We start from the raw sequence: 22,273 nt of genomic DNA, 5'->3' as shown, positions 1-22,273 counted from the left end.
AGAAACAACCATAGCGCCCGCCACTCAAAGCCGGATATTTCTCGCAGGCCCCGGGTCAATCCTGCTCTTGCAGGTGTTCGATAAAGGTCGTGCCGCTATAGCGCTCGCGAAACAGCCCCGCCTCCACCAGCATCGGTATCACCTGTTCCAGGAAAATGTGCATCGAACGAATCGAGCCCCCCGGCGCGGCGATAAAGCCGTCCATGGCGCCGGCCTCGGCCCATTCCACGATCTGTGCAAATGCATCTTCGGCGGTGCCTATCACTTGCCAGTGGGCCGCGGAAATCACTTCCGGGCGCAGCAGCAGTTCGTCCAGGCGCAGGGTTTCGCGCTCGATCAACCGCCGCAGCAGGTTGGTGTGGGTACGGCTGCCGGGGTTGTGCACCGGGGCCGGCAGGTCGGCGGCGCTCACCGGGCGGTCCAGGGGCCAGTCGCTTAAATCGAGGCCGATCATCTGCTGGATCGAGGCGAACTTGCGCGCGTTGTCCGGGCGCCCGTGGGTTTGCATGAACAGCTCGCGGGCCTGTTCCCGGGTCGGCGCCAGGTACAGGCTCAGGCCCGGCAGCAGGCGGATGTCCTCGGGGCGGCGGCCGTGGCGCCGGGCCCGTTGCGAGAGGTCGCGACGCAGTTCCAGGGCCGCATCCTTGTCCGGGGTCGGAGCGAACACCAGGTCGGCCACCGAGGCGGCAAAGTCGCGACCGGTGTCCGAGGCGCCGGCCTGGACCAGGGGAATCCGTGCCTTGCCGAACGCCGGCAGGTTGAGCGGGCCGCGCACCCGGAAGTGCTCGCCGGCATGGTCCACCGGGTGCACCTGGCTGCGGTCGGCGTAACGGCCGTTCTCCCGGTCCAGTAGCAGCGCCTGGTTGGGGTAGCTGGCCCACAGGTCGTGCACCAGGCGGGTGAACTCCGCCGCCCGGGCATAGCGCTCATCCGCGCCGGGCATGGCCTCCAGGCCGAAGTTCTCGTGGCCCTGCAAGGCGGTGACGATGTTCCAGCCGGCGCGGCCGTTGCTCACCCAATGCAGCGACTGCAACTGGCGCGCCACCACATAGGGCGGGAAGAAGGTGGTGGAAACGGTGGACACCAGGCCGATGCGGGACGTCTCCCGGGCGATGCACGCCAGCAGCACCGTGGGATCGAGGCTGGCGAAACCCGAGCCGCTTTCCAGGCCGTCCATGTTCAGGCAACTGACGTCGGGGCGGAACACGAAATCCAGGTGCGCGGCCTCGGAACGCTTGGCGATGTCCACGGCGAAGTCGGCGCTGTAGATGCCTTCGATATTGCTGTCGGGCTGGCGCCAGGCATCGCCACTGAGCCAGGTGGGGGCCAGGGACATGCCGATATGCAGGCGTTTGCGGTTACTCATCTGTTGCCAATCTCCTGTGTACGAATGAACGCCGGCAGCCCCTCGGAGGGCGGCCGGCGACGGGTTCCCGGGGGCCTCAGAACGCCCCTTTGACGCCGATGCCCAGGGTCCGTGGCTGGGTCATGCTGGCCTCGATGCCGCCGATGCCGCGGTTCTGCTGCATGTAGGTGGGCGAGCGGTCGTCGAAGACGTTCTTGACGTAGCCATAGAGCTGCACCTGGTCGTTGAAGCGGTAGCTCATGCGCGCATCGGTCAGGGTGTAGGGCTTGATCGAATAGGCCGAGGTGTTGGCGGTATCCGAGTAGTAGCCGTCCAGGTAGCGCACCTGGGCATTGAGGTTCAGGCGCTCGGTGATGTCCCAGCTGGGGCCGACGCTCAGGGTGTAGCCCGGCGAGCGGGCAAACTCGTTGTGGGCGTAGTCGGCGTTGCTGGAAATCTTGTCGATGCGGGTGCGCAAGGTACCGGCGCTGGCCTTGAGCCGCAGGTTGTCCAGCAGGCGATAGTCCAGATCCAGCTCCAGGCCATAGGCGTGGGCCTTCTCGGCGTTGATGGTGTAGGACTGTGCCACCCCCGGGGAAATCACCACCGGGATGTTGTACTGGGCGTCCTTGAAATCCATGTAGAACAGGTTGGTGTTGATCAGCAGGCGGTCGTCGAGAAAGCTCGCGCGGCTGAACAGCTCATAGTTCCAGATCGACTCTTCCTTGAAATAGGCCCATTGCCGGGTCGTCAGGTTCAGCGACACACCGCCCGGGTTGTAGCCCCGGCTGACCAGGCCACCGACGGTCCAGTGCGGGGTGGCGGCGTAGGCCAGGGAAACCTTGGGCAGCACGGTGGAGAAGGTCTTGTCGTAGTTCAGCGCGCCGGGAGCCAGCACCGAGTTGCCCGTGCGCTCGATGTGGTCCTGCTGGTAGCGCAGGCCGGTGCTCAGGGTCCACAGGTCGGTGAGCCGGTAGTTGAGCTCGCCGAAGATTCCCAGGTTGGTCTTGGTGTCGTCGAAGGCCGAACGGCCCCGCAGGTTGAGGGTTTCGTCGGTGCGGGTGCGGGCGTAGTAGATCCCGCCCATGCCACTGAGCAGGTCCTCTTTCTCACCGAAGGTCAGGCGCGACTCGTTGGAGGCGTTCTTCTGGTGGATGTCGGCATCGCCCTCGCCCGCCGCCCCGGTCACCCGGTGCACCGACGACAGCGAATACTGCGCCTGGTTGAACAGCTTGAGGCCATTACCCAGCTCATAGGAGACGTCGAGGATGCTGGTGTTGGTGTCCTGTTCCCAGGACGGCATGGTGGTGGAGCTGTGCTCCAGCTTGTGGAACGGCGCCGAGGCGGCTTCCTGGGTCGGGCGGTTGCTGTCGTTGTGGGCGAAGGTGAACTGGCTTTCCAGCCCTGGAATGTCGGTGGGCAACCACAGCAGCTTGGCCCGGGCATTGAGGTTGCGGAAATCCTGGTCGGTCTTGCCGCCCTGGAACTTCGGGTTGTCGTAGTCGATGAAGGTGTCGCGGGCCGAATAGTCCACTGCCAGGCGCCCGGCAAAGTCCTGGGCCAGGGGCCCGGACACCGCCACCGAACTGCGCCGCGAGTGGTAGCTGCCGATCTCCGCCTGGTAGGCCGCCTCGGGGGTGAAGGTCGGGTTCTTGGTGTTGACGATGATCGCCCCGGCAATCGCATTGGCGCCCTGGGAGGTGGTCTGCGGGCCGCGGAACACCTCGATGCTGTCCAGGTCCCAGACCGAGGTCGCGCCGAAGAACATCTCGTTGTAGTTCAGGTAGTGGCCGTCCAGGTTGATGGTGGCCCGCGGCACCGTACCGCCCCAGAACACGTTCTGCCCGTTGTTCGGGCCCTGGGTGTCCTGGCCGCGGATGATCGGCGCGCCCACCGAATCGGTGTAGATCACGTTGGGGCTGCCGTTGATGACCTCCGACACCGACGCATCGCCGGTCTTGTTCTGGTCGATATCGCGGTCGGTGATGATCGACACCGAGGAGGCAGTGTCCTTCAGCTCGCGGTCGAGTTTCTCACCGGTGACCACCAGCGATTCCAGGGCCAGGCTGCCTTTCCCCGGCTTGTCCGGCTGCCTGCTGTCCTCGGCCATCAGCGGCGGGCTCGCCAGCAGGGTGGACAAGGTGAGAACGCCAATACCGTGACTGAATGTGCGGTGCGTAAGGGCCATCAAAACTTCCTTCCAAATGAGAATGATCCTCTTTCACGATTAGGCTATCACGCTGCCATGACATTCCTCAATACGGAATACATTCTGCAAATTGGAATGATCTACACTTTTGGCCCGGGCGCATTCCCCCGTCCCAGGCAGGCGGTGGAACCGGTATCATGGCCGCCGCTAGCGCCAGCGCCGCGCAGGCCGTAGCCTGCGTACCCCACGCGGCCAGACATTGGTGAGGAGACCCAGCCGTTGAACAGTTCGCAGCCCCCGTTGGACGAGACCCTGGATGCACCGCCGGAAAAACGTTCCGGGGTGATCCAGTCGGTGTCGATCGCCGCGCGTTTTCTCAACACCCTGGCCAATGCCGAGGGCGAGCTGGCCCTGGGAGAAGTGGCCCGGCGCACCGGCACGGGTGGCTCCACCGCCCACCGCTACCTGCAAAGCCTGGTCAAGGAAGGGCTGGCCAAGCAGGACCCGCTCAGTGGCCTGTACGACCTGGGCCCGGCGGCCCTGAGCATCGGCATTGGCGCGCTCAAGCGCATCGATGCGGTGGACATCGCCGCCCAGCGCATGAAAGCCCTGGCCCAGCGGCATGCCGCCAGCGGGGGCGTGGCGATCTGGACCGACCGCGGGCCGACTCTGGTGCGCTGGTACCGCAGCGCCTATTTCTCCATCAACCCCCTGGCCCTGGGGGACATCCTGCCCATCGACAACACCGCCTGCGGCCTGGTGTTCCAGGCCTTTCTGCCCAAGGCCGTGATCGACGCGGCGCGCAAGCAGCAGCCGGCGCATTTTCGCGGCACCCCGCCCAGTGCCGCGGTGCTCGACGAGGTGCGACGCCGGCATTGGGCCGAACTCACCAGCCACCTGCTGTCCAACGTCACCGGGCAGGCCGCGCCGGTATTCGACGCCCAGCAGGAGATCGTCTGCGTGATGACCACGGTCACTGACCTGGGGCAATTGCAGGCCCCGCAAGACCGCGATGCGCTGTTCCATGAAGCGGCCCAGGTCAACCAGGCCACCGGTGGCCAGCGCGTGCCCCAGGAAGCGTTGCCGGCGCGCCCCTGAACCGTGGCTTCAGGCCGGGTCGATCCGGCCCTTGGGCACCATCAACGGCGTGCCGCTGACCGGATCGCGGATGATCACCGAGGCCAGGCCGAACACCTGCTCCACCAGGGCCTCGGTGAAGATCGCCGCCGGCGCGCCCTGGGCGACGATGGCGCCGTCGCGCAGGGCGATCAGGTGGCTGGCATAGCGGCAGGCCTGGTTCAAGTCATGCAGCACCGCGACGATGGTCCGGCCCTGGCGGTTGAGCTCGGCCAAAAGCTCCAGCAGCTCGATCTGATGGACGATATCCAGGTAGGTGGTGGGCTCGTCCAGCAGCAGGATCGGCGTTTCCTGGGCCAGCACCATGGCGATCCACACCCGCTGGCGCTGGCCGCCGGACAACTCGTCCAGCAAGCGTTCGGCCAGCGCCTCGACCCGGGTCGCGGCCATCGCCCCGCGCACCGCCTGCTCATCCTCCTTCGACCACTGGCGCAGCAACGACTGGTGCGGATAGCGCCCGCGCGCCACCAGTTCGGCAACGCTGATGCCATCCGGCGCCATGGCGCTTTGCGGCAGCAGGCCCAGGCGCCGGGCCACTTCCCGGGCCGGCAGTTGGCGGATGTCCTTGCCATCGAGCACCACCCGCCCTTCAGCCGGTGCCAGTAGCCGGGACAACGCCGCCAGCAAGGTGGATTTGCCACAGGCGTTGGGCCCGACAATGACCGTGAACGAGCCGTCGGGAATGCTCAGGGACAGGCCCTGGGAAATGATTCGCGCGTCGTGGCGCAAGGTCACGGCATCGGCGTGCAAACGGTGAGTCATGGCGGGGTTTTCCTTGGGAGACAAGCGCTTGCAGTATTGCAATTGCGGAATGGATTCTACAATATGGAACGCATTGCATGAGAAGCATTATCATATGGTTCTGCTGTTCAGGCCCCTGCGCCCCACCCTTTACCGTCCGATGGATCGATGATGAACCCACGTCTTTGCGCCCGGCTGCTCAGTGCAGCGGTCCTGGCCCTGAGTTGCCAGCTGGCCCTCGGGGCAAGCACCACCCCCACCCGCATCGTCTCCACCAGCCCCAGCGTCACCGGGATCCTGCTGGCCATGGATGCGCCGTTGGTGGCCAGCGCCGCCACCACCCCCAGCCGCCTCACCGATGAGCGCGGGTTCTTTTCCCAGTGGGCAGAAGTGGCCAGGCAGCGCGGCGTAGCGGTGCTGTACCGCAACCTGCAATTCGATATCGAAGCGGTGATCGCCGCTGACCCGGACCTGCTGGTGGTGTCCGCCACCGGCGCCGACAGCGTGGTCGCCCACCGCAGCGAGCTGCAGGCCCAGGGCCTGGAGACCCTGGTGGTGGACTACTCGAACCAGAGCTGGCAAGACATCGCCACCGCCCTGGGCCAGCGCACCGGCCTGGAGCAACAGGCCCGGGCGGCGATCCAGCGCTTCGACCAGTACACCGCGCAAACCGCCGCCCGCATCACCCCGCCCCCGGGGCCGGTGAGCGTGGTGGGCTACAACATTGCCGGCAGCTATTCCATCGGCCGCCTGAACAGCCCCCAGGCCCGGCTGCTCGGCGCTCTTGGCTTCAAGGTCGCGGAGCTGCCCGAGGCGCTGGCGGGCAAGGTCACCCGGGCGTCGGACTTCCAGTTCATCTCCCGGGAAAACCTGCCGGCGGCGATCACCGGTGACAGCGTGTTCCTGCTCAGCGCCACCGACGGCGACGTGCAGGCGTTCCTCGCCGACCCGGTGCTGGCCAACCTGCCAGCGGTGATCAACCGGCGGGTGTATGCCCTGGGCCCGAGTTCGTTTCGCATCGACTATTACTCGGGACGGCAGATGATCGATGCCGTCGCCGCGCACTTTCGCTAAGCCATGAACCTCGTTGCCCAGCCCCTGGCCCGACCGCTGTCGCGCCCTCACCACCGCACCTGGGGCCTGCTGGCCGGGCTGGCGCTGTTGCTGGTGCTGGCCCTGCTGAGCCTGGCCATCGGCTCCCGGGCGATCCCCCTGAGCGTGACCTGGCAGGCGTTGCAGGCACCCGACCTGCACAACGACCAGCACCTGATCCTGCGTGAACTGCGCCTGCCCCGGACCCTGATCGCCCTGCTGGCCGGCCTCGCCCTGGGGGTGGCCGGCGCGGTGATGCAGGCGGTGACTCGCAACCCGCTGGCCGAACCGGGCCTGTTGGGCATCAATGCCGGCGCCGCCGTGGCGGTGATCGGCGGCGTGGCGCTGCTGCACTTGACCAGCCTGGCCGAGTACCTGTGGCTGGCGTTCGGCGGCGCCGGGCTGGCGGGAGTGGTGGTGTTCCTGCTGGGGCAGGCCCATGAGACCGGGACCAACCCGGTGCGCCTGGTGCTGGCCGGCGCCGGGCTGTCAGTGATGCTGACTTCACTGACCGGGATCATCGTGCTCAACAGCCCGCCCGAGGTCTTCGATCACTTTCGCCACTGGGCCGCGGGCTCGCTGTCCGGCAGCGGCTTCGCCCTGCTGCAGGTTCCGGCCCTGGCCATCGCGCTGGGCCTGGCCCTGGCCCTGGGGATCGCCGCCCAGCTCAACGCCCTGGCCCTGGGCCAGGACCTGGGGCGCGCCCTGGGAGTGAACCTGCGCCTGACCTGGCTACTGGCCTGCCTGGCGGTGATGCTGCTGGCCGGTGCCGCCACCGCCGTGGCCGGGCCGATCGGTTTTGTCGGGCTGGTGGCGCCCCATCTGGCGCGGATGCTGGTGGGCACCGACTACCGCTGGATCCTGCCCTACTCGGCGCTGCTGGCCGCCGGCCTGCTGCTGGGGGCGGACGTGCTCGGCCGGGTGGTGGCAGCGCCGGAAGAAATCGCCGCCGGCATCATCACCCTGCTGCTGGGTGGGCCGTGCTTCATCGTACTGGTCAGGCGCTTTCGCCTGAGCCGCCTGTGAAGGGGCTCAAGGCCCTGCGCCTGGGCTCGCTCTCGCTGCGCTGGCAACCGCGCACGGCCCTGGTCTGCGCCGTGCTGCTGGTGGCGATGCTGCTGCTCTGGGCGCTGCTGCTGGGTACCGGCAGCCTGTCACTGGGCCCGGAACAGGTGCTAGCCAACCTGCTGGGCCAGGGCCAGGACCCCACCGCCCAGCGGGTGCTGCAACGCGTGCGCCTGCCCCGGGCCCTGACCGCGACCCTGGTGGGCGCGGCACTGGGCATGGCCGGGGCGATCTTCCAGTCGATCTCGCGCAATGCCCTGGGCTCGCCGGACGTGATCGGCTTCACCACCGGCGCCGCCAGCGGCGCCATCGTGCAGATCATGCTGTTCGATGCCGGCCCCCTGGCCACGTCCCTGGCGGCAGTGGCGGCCGGCCTGGGCACCGCCCTGCTGGTGTTGCTGCTGGCGCGAAACGGCCACAGCAGCGGGGGTTATCGCCTGGTGCTGGTGGGCATCGGCGTGGGCGCCAGCCTGTCCGGCCTGAACAGCATCCTGCTGGTCAGCGGCAACCTCGACCAGGCGATGTTCGCCCAACTGTGGCTGGCCGGATCGCTGAACACCCGCACCTGGTCCCATGTACTGCCGGCGGCCCTGGGCCTGCTGCTGATCGCCCCGATCGCCCTGTACCACGCCCGGCGCATCAACCTGCTGGAAATGGGCGACGCCACCGCCAGCCAACTGGGGGTCGCGGTGGAGCGCACCCGATTGATCATGGTCCTGGCCGCCGTCGGCCTCACTGCCATCGCCACCGCCGCTGCCGGGCCCATCGCCTTTATCGCCCTGGCCGGCCCGCAACTGGCCCGGCGCCTGACCCGCAGCGCCGAAGTGCCGCTGGGGTCGGGCGCGCTGATGGGCGCGGTATTGCTCCTGGCCGCAGACCTGCTGAGCCAGCGCCTGGCGTTCCACGCCAACCTGCCCATCGGCCTGATGACCGGCCTGCTGGGAGGTTTCTACCTGTTGTGGTTGCTGGGCCGTAGCCGGCGGGTTTGAGCCTCGGCGTGTACCGCATAAAAAGACGCAGGCGAGCAATAGGCTCGCCTGCCCCAGGTGGTCCACCAGGCTCCAGCCATCAGGCCAGAGTGAAGGTCCCGGTGCCACTACCATGGAAATAGCCGTTGTAGTAGTGCCCCGGCAGCGAGTGCATCACCCCCAGCACCCGCCCCTGGTCGTAAAACGTCATGGTGACCGCCCCCGAAGAAATCTCCAGGTTGAATGGCAACGTGTGGTTGACCACGCTGTTGACATCCGGGAACACCCCACTCATGTAGACATCTGACAGGTTGATGCCGGCGTTCATCGGCCCGTTCGCGCTGCCGTTGAAATGCGCGGGCATGCCCTGGCTTTGCGTCGGGCCGATGGTGGTCAGGTTCGAGCTGATGTAAAGGTAGCTGCTGCATCCACAGCCCTGGGTACTGAAGCAGTAGTAGCCGCACACATACTCCTGGCAGCCACAACCGCACAGCGACTGGGGATGCGGCTGCTGGCTCAGCGAGGAGGCCAGGCCGGGTTTGCCTGCGGCCATCTCGACACGTTGGGCGACGGCGGCGTCATAGGCGACCTTGGACAGCACGAACAAGGCATTTTTTTGTTCTTCAGTCACTTTGTTGGCAGGGTTCGAGTTCATTTCAAAGTCCTTTTTTCCAGAGTTGGGTCACGGTTTTCTTGCCAGCTAAGTCGCTATGGCAACTTGCTGAAAACGACTATAAAGCGACCCAATCAAGCTGAAATTGGTACTTTTACCAAATCTTCCCCCCGCACTTTTCGAGACGGCCTACCGGTCCTCTTTTCGATAATCTTTCTGCATATCCAGAATGGCGTCTATTGCCAAACAAGTTGACTCCTTGCGCCCTCTTCACGGGGCTCATTCGGCCCCGCTCAACGGTGCCCGCAAAATTCATCAGTACCCACTTCATAGAACCTGACAGAACAGTTCCGGCACTGATTCCAAGGAGTATGCAGCGTCCCTTCGCAGCATTTTCAAACGCTCGCCAGCAACTACACTGGAACCTCCAAGGCAACTTGATCAAACACCACGAGGTGCGGATCAAGTCCCGGCTTGAGTTCGGAAAAGCGCACTTCTGGCCTTTCCCCACGCATTTTTCAGGCCGATTCTAAAGGAGTAGAAAATGGGACGTTATACGAGAAGATCGCCCGAGATAGAGTTCAAGAGAGTCAATATCCCGAGCAAGTTATGTGATGAGATCAGGACCGAGCTGGAACGAGAAACCAACCACACCGAGTTCTCTTTCATACTGCGCTCGGATCTGAAGTCCCACAGCAAAGTTGTCTACAACATCGATAGCTACAGCTACGCCTGGCGCCGGGACTACGAAGCGGAAAAATTCTGGACAGTGGACCCGATCCTGAAGATCCATTCTCCGCCCCCCTACTTCCCGACAATATGGAGCGACGACTTCATCGAGAGCAAACTGTTTCTCCAGGCGGGCAAGGACTATGGCTTTCTTTCCGGGATGAGCATCGGCCTGCCCTGCAGCTTCGGCAACTACGGGGTGCTGTCGATCGCCTCGTTGAAGCAGGGTTCCCTGCAAGGCGTCGACCCCCTCGACTGGTCGGCTTGCGTCCTCAAGGTCTACGCCAAGCTGATCGACTACATCAACCGCCAACACTCCCTGCAGCGCATCTTCAACGATCATCAGCAAGCCCTGAATGATCGCGAGATCGATATCTTGCGCTACACCGCCGATGGCATGTCCTCCACCGATATCGCCATGCGCATGCACCTGAGCAAAAGCTCGATCGACTACCACATCGCCAAGATCCTGCAAAAACTCGATAGCCCCAACAAGCACCAGGCCCTGGCCCTGGCCATCAAGAAAGGCAAGATATGAAGCGCGTACAGACACCTGCGGCCTGCGTATCGTGCTATGGCGCAAAGACTTTCCCGAACCGCAAATTGCGCGCCACGCTGCTGGTCAGCACCGCGCCTTGCTCGGCAAAGCTGAGCACCCCCAGTTCCCCGGCGCTGAAACGCTCAGCGGTCAGGGGCTGCATCGGGTAGGTGTACAGGCCGATGCGTACATAAAGCTTGCCTTGCCGGGCATGGACCTTGAGCTGTCCGGGGCTGGTTTGCAGGGTATAGAGGCCGACGTAGGGGCGGATATCATCGGGCTTCCAGGGCGGGGCCAGGGCATAGGTCGAGGCCGGGTTGTTGAGCGCGATCCGCCCTCCCGGGGCCGCCGCGAGGTAGATCGGGGTGCCGTCGTTGTCCGCCACCAGCACCTCATCGCTCTGCCGGGTCAGCGGCAGGACGTCGGGGAAGGTTTCCAGGCTCCAACCCTTGCCGCTGCGCCGCAGCTGCAACTGATGGCCGCCATCGTCCAGGTAGGTGCCGGCCACCAGCGTTTTCAGCGAGGCCTTGGGCAGCGCCCGGATGCTCGGGGGTGGCGGCGGAATGTCCGCTTCCCCGGACGGCGCCGGCGAGCCCAGCAGGGTATCGAGCAACTGGCGGCCGCGCTCCGAGGCACGGCCGTCATCGCTGTTGCACAGCACCACCGTGGCCACATCGAGCTTGGGGTACCAGGCCACGTCGGTGTTGAAACCGGCCCAGCCGCCGCTGTGGGACAGCTCTTGCAGCCCGCGGTAGCTGCGGTTGGCAAGGCCCATGCCGTAATAGCCGGGATCACCGTCGTTCAGGGGCTCGGTCTGGCGCATGTTCTCCACCAGCGCCTTGCCCCCGACCCGCCCGGTGGATAGGTTGCGCAACCACCGCATCAGGTCCGCCACATTGCTGTGCAGCTGGCCGTCGCCGGTCTGCTCCCAGCGCGCATCCACCGCCACCTGGGCCTTGCCCTGCCCGCCCGGTTCATAGCCCCGGGCCAGGTTCGGCAACTGCACCGGGTACTGATCGACGATGCTTGAGTGATCCATGCCCAGGGGCAAAAAGATGTTCGCCCGGGAGTAGTGTTTCAGCGACAGGCCGCTGGCTCGCTCGACGATGCTCGACAGCAGGACGTAGCCGCTGTTGCTGTAGCTGAATTCGCTGCCGGGCGGGAACATCAGGCTGTTCTGGCGCACCAGCAGGTCCAGGGCCTGTTGCTGGGTAAAGCGCTGGCTCAGGGGAATCCCCGCCAGTTCGGCCAGCAGCATGTAGTCCTGCAGCCCTGAGGTGTGGTGCAACAGGTGACGGATCCTGATGCCCTGGGCATAGGCCGGCAGCTCCGGCAGAAAGCGCCGCACCGGGTCCTCCAGGCTCAGGCGCCCCTGGGCTTGCAGTTGGAGGATGGCAAAGCCGGTGAACTGCTTGGACACCGACGCCAGGTTGAACAGGGTATCGGCCTGGATCGCCGCTCCGGTGGCCAGGTCGGCGGCGCCATAGCCTGCGCTCCAGATCACTTTGCCGCCGCGCATCACCCCGGCGGCGCAGCCGGGCTGGTCGGCCGAAATATCCTCGAACACCTTGGAAAATGGCGCTGGTCCATCGGCACGAACCAGAGAGGCCGCCCCCAGGGTCGAGATCAGCACGGCGGTCAACAGTCTACGCATGGGGTTCTCCAGTCACGTCGGTCCTTGGCGCTCCGGCGGAGCAGGCGCCAGTATCCCCAGCAGCGGTGTTGGAATCTGTCGTGGGTCGGTGATTTTCTGTGAACAAAGGTGCAGGGATGTAATGAACGCCCGGGCCGGGAGGATTGCCCTGGAAAATCCCGTTATCATCGGCCGCCATCTCACTTCACCGGCGCCCATGGGCCCGGGCAAACCCTCACTGGCAGGATTCGCCATGCACCTTCTCTACCCCAGCGACCCCTTCGACCCGAAGCGCCCGGACGAGCAGTACCTCGACGAATACCAGGCGATTCTGGCCGCCGGCCTGAGCGCTTCGCTATTTTCCTTCGAGGATTTCGAGAGCGGCAATTTCCGGGCGCGGCCAGCCCTCGAAGGAGGCACCCCGGTGCTGTACCGCGGCTGGATGCTGACGCCCGAAGGCTACCGCGAACTGGTGGAGCATCTGCAACGCCTGGGCGCCGTTGCCTTCACCAGCGTTGCCGACTACCGGGACTGCCATCACTTGCCCCAGTGGTATCCGCGGCTGGCCCGCTTCACTTGCGAAACCCGGGTGCTGGCGGCCGACGCCAACTTCACCCAGGCCCTGGCGGACCTCCACTGGCCGGGGTATTTCATCAAGGACTACGTCAAATCGCTGAACACCGGCAGCGGTAGCCTGGTGCACTCCCCCGCGGATATCGCGCCACTGATCGAACGCATGCGCCAGTATCGTGGCCAGATCGAAGGTGGTGTCTGCGTCAGGCGTCGCGAGGACTACCTGGATGACACCGAGCGCCGCTACTTCGTCCTCAACGGCCAGGCTTACGGTGCTAGCGGTGAAGTACCGGCGCTGGTGCACGAATGCGCGGCACTGATCGACAGTCGGTTCTTCTCGGTGGATGTGGTGTTGCGGGCCGACGGCGTACTGCGCCTCGTGGAGGTGGGCGACGGCCAGGTGTCGGACCGCAAGGAGTGGCCAGCCCGGCGCTTTGCCGCGATGCTCGCCGGCGCCCTGTAGAAAGCCGCTTAGCGCAGCAAGCGGCGCAGCCCCGCTTCGAAAGCGCCCTCCAGCGCCTGCGCGCCCTCCCCGGCCAGGGCCAACGCCAGGGCGTGGCCGTGGCTGTAGTCCACCAGCAGGTCGAACAGCGCCGGGTCTGCATCGAAGGCCCGTACTTCCTCGCGCAAGCGCTGGCTGAAGGTGGCCAGGGAGCCGCCGAACAGTTGCGGGTCACCGAGGACGCACAGGGTCAGCGCCGGATGGCGGCGGACCCGGGCCATGTACTCCCCCAGCAGCGCCTGGATTCTTGCCTCGGGTGGCCACTGCGCTGCCGGCTCGGCCAGCGGCTCGGCGTGCACCCGCTCCACCAGCAGGCGCATCAGGTTGCGCTGGTCGCCCACGTGGTAGGCCACCGACATCGGGGTAATCCCCAGCTGCCGCGCCAGGGCCCGGCCACCGAACCCCTGGGGCCCCAGCTCTTCCAGCAGCTCCAGGCCCACGTCGAGGACCTGGTCCAGGCTCAGTTCACGCCCTGCGGCAGGGCGGCCGCTGCGCTTGGGCCGGTCAGTCATGGACGGCGCCCCGTTCCACCCGGTAGCGGGTGCTCACCAGCCCATCCCGATACCGCCGGGAATCGACGCAGCGCAGATGCAGGTCCCGGGGCAGTGCGCCGAACAGGGGGCGGCCCGTGCCCAGCAGCACCGGCACCCGGGTCAGGGTCATTTCATCGATCAGCCCGGCCTGGAGAAAGGCTTGAATCAGGGTGCCGCCATCGATGTAGGCGGTTCTCCAGCCCTCGGCCCGCAACTGCGCCACCAGCTCCACCGGTTGCAGCGCGCTGATGCGTACTTTGCCCTCCAGGCGCTGCGGCACGTCCTGCGTACTGAGGGTGCGGCTGAGCACCACCACCGGCTTGTCGAAAGGCCAGGGGGTGAAACCCAGCACGCTGTCGTAGGTAGCACGGCCCATGACAATTCCGTCCACCGACGCCATGAAGGCGCCGTAGCCGTAGTCCTCACCGGACTCGCCACTGGGCAGCCAGTCGATGGCACCGTCGTTGCGGGCGATGAAACCATCGACCGAGGTGGCGATGAATACCTTGCCAAATGCCATGGGCGTTGCCTCCTGGGGGCCTAAACATACAGCGTATGATAAGCCACTGCCGGGGCCACCTGGCAACCCTTGCCGACACCCTGGCGGTCAATCGCCCCCGGCATAGGCCGCCAGCCCCTGCACCAGCGCGGCGAAGGTCACCGCGCAGCGCGGGCTGTTGCGCAGGTCTTCATGCATCGCCACCCAGGCTTCCAGGCTCGGTGCGAACTGCTCCGCCAGGACCCGTACCAGGCGTGGATCAGCTTCGGCCAGGCGTACCTGGCAGGCACCAATGCCAAACCCCGCGCGCAATGCCGCCAACTGCGCCAGGTCACTGTCACTGCGCCAGGCGAAGGCGCCCCGGGCCAGCATCGGGTACTGCTGTTGCAGGCGGCGGATAAACGCGGTTTCACGGTCGAAGCCAATCAGGGCGTGCCCGGCCAACTGCTCCAGCGAGAGCGGCGTGCCCTGCTGCTGCAGATAGTCCCGGTGGGCATGCAGGCCCAGTTCGATGTCGGCGACCCGGCGCACCAGCAGCGCTTCCTGGGTCGGGCGGAACATCCGCACGGCAATATCGGCCTGGCGTTGCAGCAGGTCGTCGGCACGGTTGGACAGCACCAGCTCCACCACCAACTGCGGATGCTGCTGGCGCAAGGTGGCGAGAATCGGCGGCAACACCTCCACCCCGATGATTTCGCTGGCCGAGATCCGCACACTGCCCTGCACCCCGGCGCCATGGCTGCTGGCCACCCGGCGCAAGGCCGCCTCTCCCGCCGCCAGCTGCAGCAGGTAGGGCTTGAGCTCCAGCGCCGCTTCGGTGGCGGCGAATCCGTCGAAGGAACGGGTGAACAGCTTCAGGCCCAGGGCCGCTTCCAACTGGTCGATATGACGGCCCACCGTGGGCTGGGTCAAACCCATGGCACGGCCGGCGGCAGACAGGGAGCCACTGTCCAGCACTGCGAGAAAGGTGCGGTACCAGTCCCAGTGGGGGGAAGTATTCGTGGGGCTATGCATTTTTTTATAGAAACCATCGAAGTCTGGGCAATTTCCATTTAGCCGAGGAACTCGCACTCTGCAAGCTCTGTTCATCCACGAGGAACCCCGTCATGCCCCAAGTAGCCTTGTTCGGCGCCGTCGGCGCCATTGGCCAGAGCATTGCCCGAACCCTGCGCAGCCAGGGCCAGCCCTACCGCGTGGTGGGCCGCAGCCAGAGCAGCCTGCTAAAGGCCTATGGCGCCGACCCGTTGGCCGAGCCGGTCACCTGGGACCCCGACCAGCCCGCCTCGGTCGAGGCCGCAGCAGCCGGCATCGACACCTTGATCTATCTGGTAGGGGTGGACTATTGGCGCTTCGAACTGCACCCGCAACTGATGCGCCAGACCCTGGACGGCGCCATCGCCGCCGGGGTGCGCCGGATCCTGCTGATCGGCACCGTCTATCCCTACGGCATGGCTCGCAGCAACCCGGTGGCGGAGCAGCATCCGCGCCAGCCCAACAGCTTCAAGGGCCGCATGCGCAAGGCCCAGGAAGACCTGCTATGGAAGGCCCATGCCGATGGCAAGATCCAGGCCACGGTGCTGCGCCTGCCGGACTTCTACGGGCCCGGGGTCGATAAAAGCCTGCTGCACGGCGCGTTCCAGGCCGCGGTCCAGGGCGGCACGGCGAACCTGGTAGGCCCCCTGGACCGGCCCCATGAGTTTGTCTTCGTTCCCGACGTGGGGCCGGTGGTCTGCCGCTTGATCCAGCAGCCCGAAGCCTTCGGCAAGACCTGGCACCTGGGCGGCGTCGGGATCACCAGCCAGCGCGAGCTGCTGGAGCTGATCCGGCAGCACGGCGGTGCCCGCTTCAAGCAGCGGGTGATCGGCAAGCCCCTGCTGCGCCTGCTGGGGCTGTTCGACCCGCTGCTGCGCGAGATGGTGGAGATGCATTACCTGATCAGCTCGCCGCTGATCCTCGACGACTCGGCCCTGCAAGCTCTGATCGGGCCGATCGCCAAGACGTCCTATGCCCAAGGGGTGCGCCAGACGCTCGCGGCGAGCGCCAGTGCCCCTCAGAACGTGAAGCGGTAACCGAGGTTGGCGGCCCAGGGCCGGTCGATGTTCGAGCCTTCGCTGGTCTCGACCTCGGCATACACCTGATGCTGGCGGCTCAGCTCACCGGTCACGCCAACCCCGGCATACCAGCCACCGCCGTTGCCATCGGGACGGCTGGCGATGCCGTTGGTGCGGACCTTGTTCTGCGCCGACAGATCCTCGACCCAGCCAGCCTTGAGATAGGGCTGCAAGCGTGTGCCATCTTGCAGCTGCAGGTTACGCCCGGCCCGGGCACCGGTGCGAATCTGGGTCGACAGCCCATCGCCGGGCTGCACCTGCAAGCCGTTGTCCAGGCGGTAGTTGTCGGAGCGGGCATAGAGCATGGAAACCTGCGCCTGGGGCTCGACGAACCAGCGGTTGCCCAGATCGATCTGCTTGCCGGCTTCCACCGACAGGCCCGCGCCCTTGCTGCGTGAATGCCCGGAGACCTTGGCGCCGTCGGTGCCCCATACATCCAGGCGGGTGGACCAGCGGTTCAGGGTCAGCAATGTATCGGTATACCAGCCCGAGTCATCCAGGTAGGTGGCATAGCCGCCCAGGTGGTAGCTGTCGAGCTTGCCGCTGCCCTCGCCCTTGAAGTTGCGATCGGTCTGGCTGTAGCCGGCCAGCGCGCCAAGCACCAGGGTGCCACCGGCGGTGTCGAGCCGGGTGTCCATGCCCAGTTGCGTGCCCTGTACCTGTTGGGAAAACGTCCGGCCAACGCCGTTGTCCAGGGATTGCTGCTGACCGAAACCACGGATCCACAGACCCTGGCGATCGGCCCCCTGGCGCAGGTCGCCGAGGCGCTGTACCAGGGTCGCCCGCTCGGCATCCCAGGTGGCCCGCAAGGTGGCAATGGCGCTGCTGTTGACCGCCGCGCTGGCGCCGGTGGAAAGATTGTCCGGCCCCGGCGCCGGCTGGATACGGCCGACGTTCACCAGGTTCCAGTTGCCCTGGGCATCGGCCGCAAGACCGTAGCGATAGGTCCCGGCATCCACCACGCCACCGCGGTTGGCCAGGCTGAACGAACCCGGGCCGCCGGCGCTTTGCACCAGGGTCAGGCTCTGGCCCTCGGCCCCCGGTTCGCTGCCGGAGTTGCGCACCAGAATGTCGTTGTTGCCGGTGACCTGGCCGCCGACGATCAACCGGTCACCCTGCTGCAGGCCCAGGTCGGTGTTCATGATGTAGTGGCCGTCGCCCTCGAGGTCGCCACTGACCTGCAACTGCTTGAAGGCCCCCGCCAGGCCGGGATCGGCGAACTCCACCACGCCGTTGTTGGCCAGGCGGGTGAGCTGGGAGTCGCCGCGCAGGGTCCAGACACTGCTGTCGTCCAGGCTCAGTTGGGTATCACGGCTGCCGCCCTTGATCGCCCCGTCCAGGCTGGAGTGGTCGGCCAGGGACAGTTGCAGGCTGCCACCGTCCACCAGCACATCACCGAACAGGTTCGAGCGCACGGCGTCCAGTTGCACCGCACCGGCCAGCACCCCGCTGGCGCGGTCGGTGATCCACAGCGCGGTGCCCTGCTCGCCACCGCTGCGGCCCACCAGGCTACTGTCGGTAAAGCGCGTGGTCAGGCCTCCGCCGTTGACCAGGATGCCGGCGCCGTCTTCAGCCTGGATATGGCTGGACGTGACCTCCACATCGTTCACCACCCCGGCGCCAGTGGCGAAACTGACGATGCCATGGGCGTTGCTGCCGTTGGTGACCACGGTCGAGCCTTGGAAGCGGGTCGTGGCGTTGTTGCTGATGGCCAGGCCGTGAGCCTGCTCGCCGGCGGTCTGCACGTCGCTGTCCTGCAGCTCCACGCTGGCACCGCGGCCCGAGGCGAACAGGCCATAGCCCAGGTCGCCGTGGGTGACGATGCTGCTGTTGCTCAGGCTGATGCTCGCCCCCGCCATGCGGGCCAGCGCCCCCACGGAGCCCCGGCCGCTGGTTTCGATCAGCACGCGGCTGACGTTGAACACCGCACCGGGGCTGTTTGTGGTGTCCGGCGAGGCGTACAGGGCATGGGAGTTGTCGCCAAGGGTGCTGATGGAACCGCCGTCCATGGTGAACACGCCGCCACGGTTGTCGATGGCCACCGCACTCTGGCCACGGGTTTGCAGAATGCTGTCCTTGACGTCCACCCGGGTGTTGCTGCCCGGCATCCAGATCGCCACGCCATAGTCGCCCAGGGCGGTGACCTGCACGCTGTCCAGATCGGCCGCGGCCTGGTCGGCGTTGACGTTGATACCGTTGCCATTCTGCGAGGTGATCCGGCTGTGGCTGACCACCGCCGTGCCACCCGGTTTCTGGTACAGGCTGCTCAAGGTGATGCCGTCGCCCTTGGCATTGATGCTGCCGTTGCGAAAGGTCAGGGCGGCGCTGGTCACACCGATGCCACGGCCATTCTCGGCGGTGATGTCGACGCCATCGGCGCTGAGGGAGGAGCCGACCCCTTCCACGGCCACCGCGCCAATGAAGCCGCTGGACTGGATGCTGACGCGCTGCAGTTCGATGGCCGCACCATCGGCGGCGCGGACCGCATTGACCGAGCCGGTCGAAGTGGCGGTCAGGGTCAGGTCCGAGGCCAGGATGCTGGAGCCCATGCCGGAGGCGGACAAGACATCGGCCTGGTTGCCCGAGGTGGTGATGGAGCCACCGGCCACCTGCACCTGGCCACCAGCGCTGGCCACCACGCCGCGGCTCTGGTTGCCGCTGGTGGTGATCTGCACATCGTTCAGGGTCAACTGGCTGCCGGCGCCGGTGGCCTGGGCCCCGGTGGCGAAATCCGAGCCGCCGGTGCTGATGGTCACGCCGCTCAGTTCGGCCTTGCCGCCGGCGTCCACCTGCACGCCCACCACCGCGCTGTTGGGGCTGTCCGCCGTGGCCCGGATATCGTAGCCCTGGCCCTGCAACTGGTTCTGAGCGCCGCTGACCCGCACTGCCGGCCCACGGCCGGTGTAATCGACAGACGCCTCATCCAGGGTCAGGGATTCACCTTCGGGCGAGGACAAATCGATTTTTTCATAATCAGCAGCGGTTGCAGACTGAGTAACAAGCGTCATCAACGACAGCGCGGAGCTAACGGCGAGGCTTATCGTTTTCTTAACCAGAACCATAACTTTCAAACCTTTGCGTTAGAGCACAAGAGGGTCGAAAGCCTGAAGTCAATAGGTGAACTAAAAAATGAGAATCTTCTTAAAGCCCCTGGCATTAAGAATATTCTGAAGAGGGATATAGATAGTTCTCCTTACTATGGGCCGATGCATACACAAGCCCACTTCCCAGCGTTTACCAGCCACTTCTCCGGGGCCTATATCCCGGTGGTCCTGCTGCGCCTTTTCATGTACAGCCTGCTGTCCTGCATCCTGATCATTGCCGGTTTCGTGGTCCACTGGTCACTTAATGAAACCCTCTCCAACTACCGCCGGCAAATGAACGCAGCGGCATTTAACGCACAACAATTCTTCAATCAACGGGAAAGCCTGTTGAAGGCCATTTCTTCTTCGGCCGTGCGCACTAGCGATGAGCGCCTTAGTTCAACGGCGCGCAACTTTCTGGCAAGTAACGAGCAACTGCGGGTACTGCCCTTCGGCAGTACTCCCTCCCGGCGCTGGGCCCTGGTGCTGACTGCCCGCGACCTGGTGGAAGTGGACAGTACCCACAGCCAGCTGCTGTACCTGGTGCCGGAACAGGGCCTGGTCAGCACTCTCTACGAGCCAGCGGCCACCGGCACCGGCCAGCCCCCCAGCAAGGCCGTGGACGCACCCTGGCTGCGCCAGCTCGACCAGCGTGCGGTACAGGACCTGCTGGCCCGACACCCCGAGGCCCGGACCCTGTGGTACTGGGCCGGCATCGATGGCAACAAGCAGGTGTACCTGTTGCGCCCGGTGGACGAGCATCACGCCAGCGAGGGCTGGCTGGGCCTGGAGCTCACCGAGATCGACCTGGCCCTGGACCCCCTGGGCCTGCACCAGGGCAAATACCTGCTGTATGACGCCGACGGCGCACTGGTGCTGCACAGCGCCAACTGGCAAGTGCCCGGCAGCCTGTCGCGCCTGCAGGCCGACGAGGACTCCTTCGGCCTGCACCGCCTGGGCGGGCTGCCCGACTACATCGTGCTCAATAAATCCGTGGGCAACGCCGGCTGGCGCCTGGTGTACTACGCACCGGTCAGCCAACTGCTGCGCGACAGCCGTGGCCCGCTGTACACCACCCTGCTGGTGACCCTGCTTCTGTTCGCGGTGATCTTTCTCGGCGCGCGCTACATCCGCCTGCGCCTGGTGGAACCCGCAGTGCGCCACTACAGCGCCCTGGCAGACAGCGTGTCCCTCAACCGGCGCTTCATCGAGGTGGCGCCGGTGGGCCTGTGCCTGATGCGGCGCGACAACGGCCGGCTGATCCTGTGCAATGAATCCGGGCGCCGCTGGCTGGCCTCGGTGCCCGGCCTGCGCGAGCGCATCCTCGACGAGCCGCCTGCCCGGGTGCATGCCATCGAACATGCCCTGGACGACGGCACCTTCATTCAGCTGACCTGTGCCCCCACCGGCTACAACGGCGTGGCGGCGGTGCTGTGCTGCATCAGCGACGTGACCGACTTCAAGGTGGCCGAACAGTCGCTGCTGCAGGCCAAGCTGCTGTCGGACCAGGCCAACCACGAGAAGACCCTGTTCCTCAGCACCCTGAGCCACGAGATCCGCACGCCCATGTACGGCATCCTCGGCTCTCTGGAAATGCTCCGCACCACCGCCCTCAGCGCCCAGCAGGGCGACTACCTGGAAGCCACCCAGCAAGCATCCTCGGCGCTGATGCGAACCATCAACGACACCCTCGACATGTCACTGATCGAGTCCGGCCGCCTGAGCCTCACCAGCGCCCCCTTCTCCCCGGTGCGGCTGGTGGAAGAAGTGGCCTTCAGTTACTCGGCCCGGGCCCGCAGCAAGGGCCTGCGCCTGTACGTGACCCTGGACCCGAATGTCGCCGAGCGAGTGGTGGGCGACGGCGAACGCATTCGCCAGATCCTCAACAACCTGGTGAGCAACGCCATCAAGTTCACCGAGTCCGGCCATGTGGTGCTGCGCCTGCATGCCGAGGCGGGCCCGAGCCAGGCGCCCCGCCTGCGCTTTCAGGTGGTGGACAGCGGCCCGGGGATCGCCCCGGAGTTCCAGGCCAACCTGTTCGAACCCTATTACCGGGTGCCCAGCTGGCTGGGCCAGAAGGCGCCGGGCACCGGCCTGGGCCTGGCCATCTGCCAACGGCTGGCGACGATGATGCAGGGTCAGTTGAGCGCCATCAGCGAACCGGGCCTGGGCTCCAGCTTCAGCTTCAGCCTGGCCCTGGAACCCTGCACCGCCGCCCCGGCGCCGGACCTGCCGCGCCTGGGGGTGACCCCGGTGTATGTGCGCGGGGATATCCAGGAAGTGAATCTCAACCTCTGCCACTGGTTGCGCCGCTGGGGCGCCCTGGCCATTCCCTATGTGGCCGAACGCGACCCGCCGACCCGCAAGGCGGTGCTGGTGGAAGCCTTTCTCGGCCCCTCGCGGCCAGTGGCCTGGAGCGGCCCGCGGGTGCTCATGCACGCCCCCGGCATGGGCCCGCCGCAGCGCCAGGCCGGCGACAGCTGGGTGGCCCGCACCTTCAGCCTCGACAGCCTGCGCAACGCCGTGGCCCAGGCCCAGTCCGGCATCGTTGCCGAACGGTGCTTCGCCTCCCCCGAAGCCCTGGCCCCGAGCCTGGACCTCAAGCTGCTGGCGGTGGACGACAGCCCCCTGTCGCTGCAGGTGATCTTTCAGCAGGGCCGCTACCTGGGCAACCGGATGGTGGCCTGCGCCAGCGCCGTCGATGCCTTGAAACGCACCGACCTGCTGTCCTTCGACGGCGTGCTGACCGACTTGCAGATGGAACACATGGACGGTCTGTCGTTTGCCCGCACCCTGCGCGAGCGGGGGTATTGCGGCCCCATCATCGGTATCACCGGTGAGCTCTCCCCGGCGCTGCGCAGCCACTGCGAGTCGGCCGGAATCCGTCATTTGCTGATCAAGCCGGTACCCCTGGACGCCTTGAGCGAGGTACTGCAATCCATCAAGAGGAAAGTCATTTGAG

17 protein-coding genes are annotated in these 22,273 nt (G+C 66.0%); 8 read left to right on the top strand and 9 right to left on the bottom strand.

Features of this window, described 5'->3' with window-relative positions:
* Positions 1 to 55: 55 nt before the first annotated feature.
* Together AC1RCO_RS02615 and AC1RCO_RS02610 are read right to left on the bottom strand one after the other, a co-directional pair.
* Positions 56 to 1,366: an NtaA/DmoA family FMN-dependent monooxygenase gene (locus AC1RCO_RS02615; protein ID WP_093403948.1), complete on the bottom strand. Its 1,311-nt coding sequence runs from the start codon at positions 1,364 to 1,366 to the stop codon at positions 56 to 58.
* Positions 1,367 to 1,442: 76 nt separating this feature from the next.
* Positions 1,443 to 3,536 carry a TonB-dependent receptor gene (locus AC1RCO_RS02610; protein WP_026020119.1) on the bottom strand — a complete coding sequence of 698 codons (2,094 nt, stop codon included), beginning with the start codon at positions 3,534 to 3,536 and terminating at the stop codon, positions 1,443 to 1,445.
* Between the two features lie 270 nt (positions 3,537 to 3,806).
* On the opposite strand from AC1RCO_RS02610, the gene AC1RCO_RS02605 reads away from it, so the two are divergent.
* Positions 3,807 to 4,592: an IclR family transcriptional regulator gene (locus tag AC1RCO_RS02605; RefSeq protein WP_169893601.1), complete on the top strand. Its 786-nt coding sequence runs from the start codon at positions 3,807 to 3,809 to the stop codon at positions 4,590 to 4,592.
* A gap of 9 nt (positions 4,593 to 4,601) precedes the next feature.
* On the opposite strand, the gene AC1RCO_RS02600 is transcribed toward AC1RCO_RS02605, so the two are convergent.
* Complete coding sequence (locus tag AC1RCO_RS02600; protein ID WP_011061899.1) at positions 4,602 to 5,393, bottom strand: ABC transporter ATP-binding protein; 792 nt, start codon at positions 5,391 to 5,393, stop codon at positions 4,602 to 4,604.
* Positions 5,394 to 5,540: 147 nt separating this feature from the next.
* On the opposite strand from AC1RCO_RS02600, the gene fepB reads away from it, so the two are divergent.
* Genes fepB through AC1RCO_RS02585 form a run of 3 tightly spaced genes read left to right on the top strand, consistent with a single transcriptional unit; the run spans position 5,541 to position 8,518 of the window.
* A complete protein-coding gene (gene fepB, locus AC1RCO_RS02595) occupies positions 5,541 to 6,446 on the top strand; it encodes a Fe2+-enterobactin ABC transporter substrate-binding protein (protein WP_011061900.1) in 906 nt (301 codons plus the stop codon).
* Positions 6,447 to 6,449: 3 nt separating this feature from the next.
* On the top strand, positions 6,450 to 7,490 hold the full coding sequence (locus tag AC1RCO_RS02590; protein ID WP_011061901.1) for a FecCD family ABC transporter permease: 1,041 nt from the start codon (positions 6,450 to 6,452) through the stop codon (positions 7,488 to 7,490).
* The gene (locus AC1RCO_RS02585) at positions 7,487 to 8,518 is read left to right on the top strand and encodes a FecCD family ABC transporter permease (RefSeq protein WP_220222843.1); all 1,032 of its coding nucleotides are present in this window, start codon (positions 7,487 to 7,489) and stop codon (positions 8,516 to 8,518) included. Before AC1RCO_RS02590 ends, AC1RCO_RS02585 begins: the two co-directional genes overlap by 4 nt.
* Positions 8,519 to 8,597: 79 nt before the next feature.
* Here the strand turns inward: AC1RCO_RS02585 and AC1RCO_RS02580 are convergent, their stop codons facing one another.
* Positions 8,598 to 9,152, bottom strand: coding sequence for a hypothetical protein (locus tag AC1RCO_RS02580; protein ID WP_019094352.1), 555 nt, complete (start codon positions 9,150 to 9,152; stop codon positions 8,598 to 8,600).
* A 502-nt stretch (positions 9,153 to 9,654) separates the two neighbouring features.
* Between AC1RCO_RS02580 and AC1RCO_RS02575 the strand changes: the two genes are divergently transcribed.
* A complete protein-coding gene (locus AC1RCO_RS02575; protein WP_492617340.1) occupies positions 9,655 to 10,377 on the top strand; it encodes a helix-turn-helix transcriptional regulator in 723 nt (240 codons plus the stop codon).
* Between the two features lie 34 nt (positions 10,378 to 10,411).
* Here AC1RCO_RS02575 and AC1RCO_RS02570 read toward each other — a convergent pair whose 3' ends face one another.
* Positions 10,412 to 12,031 (bottom strand): serine hydrolase domain-containing protein, encoded by a 1,620-nt coding sequence (locus AC1RCO_RS02570; protein WP_492617339.1) that lies wholly within the window; start codon positions 12,029 to 12,031, stop codon positions 10,412 to 10,414.
* 232 nt (positions 12,032 to 12,263) lie between these two features.
* Here AC1RCO_RS02570 and AC1RCO_RS02565 point away from each other — a divergent pair, with 232 nt between their 5' ends.
* Positions 12,264 to 13,046: an ATP-grasp domain-containing protein gene (locus AC1RCO_RS02565; protein WP_019094349.1), complete on the top strand. Its 783-nt coding sequence runs from the start codon at positions 12,264 to 12,266 to the stop codon at positions 13,044 to 13,046.
* A gap of 8 nt (positions 13,047 to 13,054) precedes the next feature.
* Here AC1RCO_RS02565 and AC1RCO_RS02560 read toward each other — a convergent pair whose 3' ends face one another.
* The 3 genes from AC1RCO_RS02560 to AC1RCO_RS02550 all read right to left on the bottom strand — a co-directional run bounded on the left by AC1RCO_RS02560 (position 13,055) and on the right by AC1RCO_RS02550 (position 15,131).
* Complete coding sequence (locus tag AC1RCO_RS02560) at positions 13,055 to 13,597, bottom strand: TetR/AcrR family transcriptional regulator (RefSeq protein ID WP_015636058.1); 543 nt, start codon at positions 13,595 to 13,597, stop codon at positions 13,055 to 13,057.
* Positions 13,590 to 14,138, bottom strand: coding sequence for a dihydrofolate reductase family protein (locus AC1RCO_RS02555; RefSeq protein WP_019096132.1), 549 nt, complete (start codon positions 14,136 to 14,138; stop codon positions 13,590 to 13,592). The genes AC1RCO_RS02560 and AC1RCO_RS02555 overlap by 8 nt, the downstream gene beginning before the upstream one ends.
* Before the next feature lie 87 nt (positions 14,139 to 14,225).
* Positions 14,226 to 15,131, bottom strand: coding sequence for a LysR family transcriptional regulator (locus AC1RCO_RS02550; protein ID WP_492617338.1), 906 nt, complete (start codon positions 15,129 to 15,131; stop codon positions 14,226 to 14,228).
* A gap of 92 nt (positions 15,132 to 15,223) precedes the next feature.
* On the opposite strand from AC1RCO_RS02550, the gene AC1RCO_RS02545 reads away from it, so the two are divergent.
* Complete coding sequence (locus tag AC1RCO_RS02545; protein ID WP_492617337.1) at positions 15,224 to 16,186, top strand: SDR family oxidoreductase; 963 nt, start codon at positions 15,224 to 15,226, stop codon at positions 16,184 to 16,186.
* Here AC1RCO_RS02545 and AC1RCO_RS02540 read toward each other — a convergent pair.
* A complete protein-coding gene (locus tag AC1RCO_RS02540; RefSeq protein ID WP_207239371.1) occupies positions 16,168 to 19,185 on the bottom strand; it encodes an autotransporter outer membrane beta-barrel domain-containing protein in 3,018 nt (1,005 codons plus the stop codon). The genes AC1RCO_RS02545 and AC1RCO_RS02540 overlap by 19 nt on opposite strands.
* A 249-nt stretch (positions 19,186 to 19,434) precedes the next feature.
* Between AC1RCO_RS02540 and AC1RCO_RS02535 the strand changes: the two genes are divergently transcribed.
* Positions 19,435 to 22,272 (top strand): hybrid sensor histidine kinase/response regulator, encoded by a 2,838-nt coding sequence (locus AC1RCO_RS02535; protein WP_019094345.1) that lies wholly within the window; start codon positions 19,435 to 19,437, stop codon positions 22,270 to 22,272.
* Position 22,273: the final 1 nt, after the last annotated feature.

This window comes from Pseudomonas sp. GW823-FHT03E05, from assembly GCF_058796855.1.
This window is presented reverse-complemented; position numbering and strand designations above follow the sequence as displayed.

Excerpts from the sequence above, each read along its gene's own strand:
- AC1RCO_RS02555 (WP_019096132.1), bottom strand. The coding sequence starts at position 14,138 with ATGGCATTTGGCAAGGTATTCATCGCCACCTCGGTCGATGGTTTCATC.
- AC1RCO_RS02580 (WP_019094352.1), bottom strand. The coding sequence starts at position 9,152 with ATGAACTCGAACCCTGCCAACAAAGTGACTGAAGAACAAAAAAATGCC.
- AC1RCO_RS02535 (WP_019094345.1), top strand. The coding sequence starts at position 19,435 with ATGCATACACAAGCCCACTTCCCAGCGTTTACCAGCCACTTCTCCGGG.
- AC1RCO_RS02550 (WP_492617338.1), bottom strand. The coding sequence starts at position 15,131 with ATGCATAGCCCCACGAATACTTCCCCCCACTGGGACTGGTACCGCACC.
- AC1RCO_RS02565 (WP_019094349.1), top strand. The coding sequence starts at position 12,264 with ATGCACCTTCTCTACCCCAGCGACCCCTTCGACCCGAAGCGCCCGGAC.
- AC1RCO_RS02560 (WP_015636058.1), bottom strand. The coding sequence starts at position 13,597 with ATGACTGACCGGCCCAAGCGCAGCGGCCGCCCTGCCGCAGGGCGTGAA.
- fepB (WP_011061900.1), top strand. The coding sequence starts at position 5,541 with ATGATGAACCCACGTCTTTGCGCCCGGCTGCTCAGTGCAGCGGTCCTG.
- AC1RCO_RS02600 (WP_011061899.1), bottom strand. The coding sequence starts at position 5,393 with ATGACTCACCGTTTGCACGCCGATGCCGTGACCTTGCGCCACGACGCG.
- AC1RCO_RS02545 (WP_492617337.1), top strand. The coding sequence starts at position 15,224 with ATGCCCCAAGTAGCCTTGTTCGGCGCCGTCGGCGCCATTGGCCAGAGC.
- AC1RCO_RS02575 (WP_492617340.1), top strand. The coding sequence starts at position 9,655 with ATGGGACGTTATACGAGAAGATCGCCCGAGATAGAGTTCAAGAGAGTC.
- AC1RCO_RS02590 (WP_011061901.1), top strand. The coding sequence starts at position 6,450 with ATGAACCTCGTTGCCCAGCCCCTGGCCCGACCGCTGTCGCGCCCTCAC.
- AC1RCO_RS02615 (WP_093403948.1), bottom strand. The coding sequence starts at position 1,366 with ATGAGTAACCGCAAACGCCTGCATATCGGCATGTCCCTGGCCCCCACC.
- AC1RCO_RS02570 (WP_492617339.1), bottom strand. The coding sequence starts at position 12,031 with ATGCGTAGACTGTTGACCGCCGTGCTGATCTCGACCCTGGGGGCGGCC.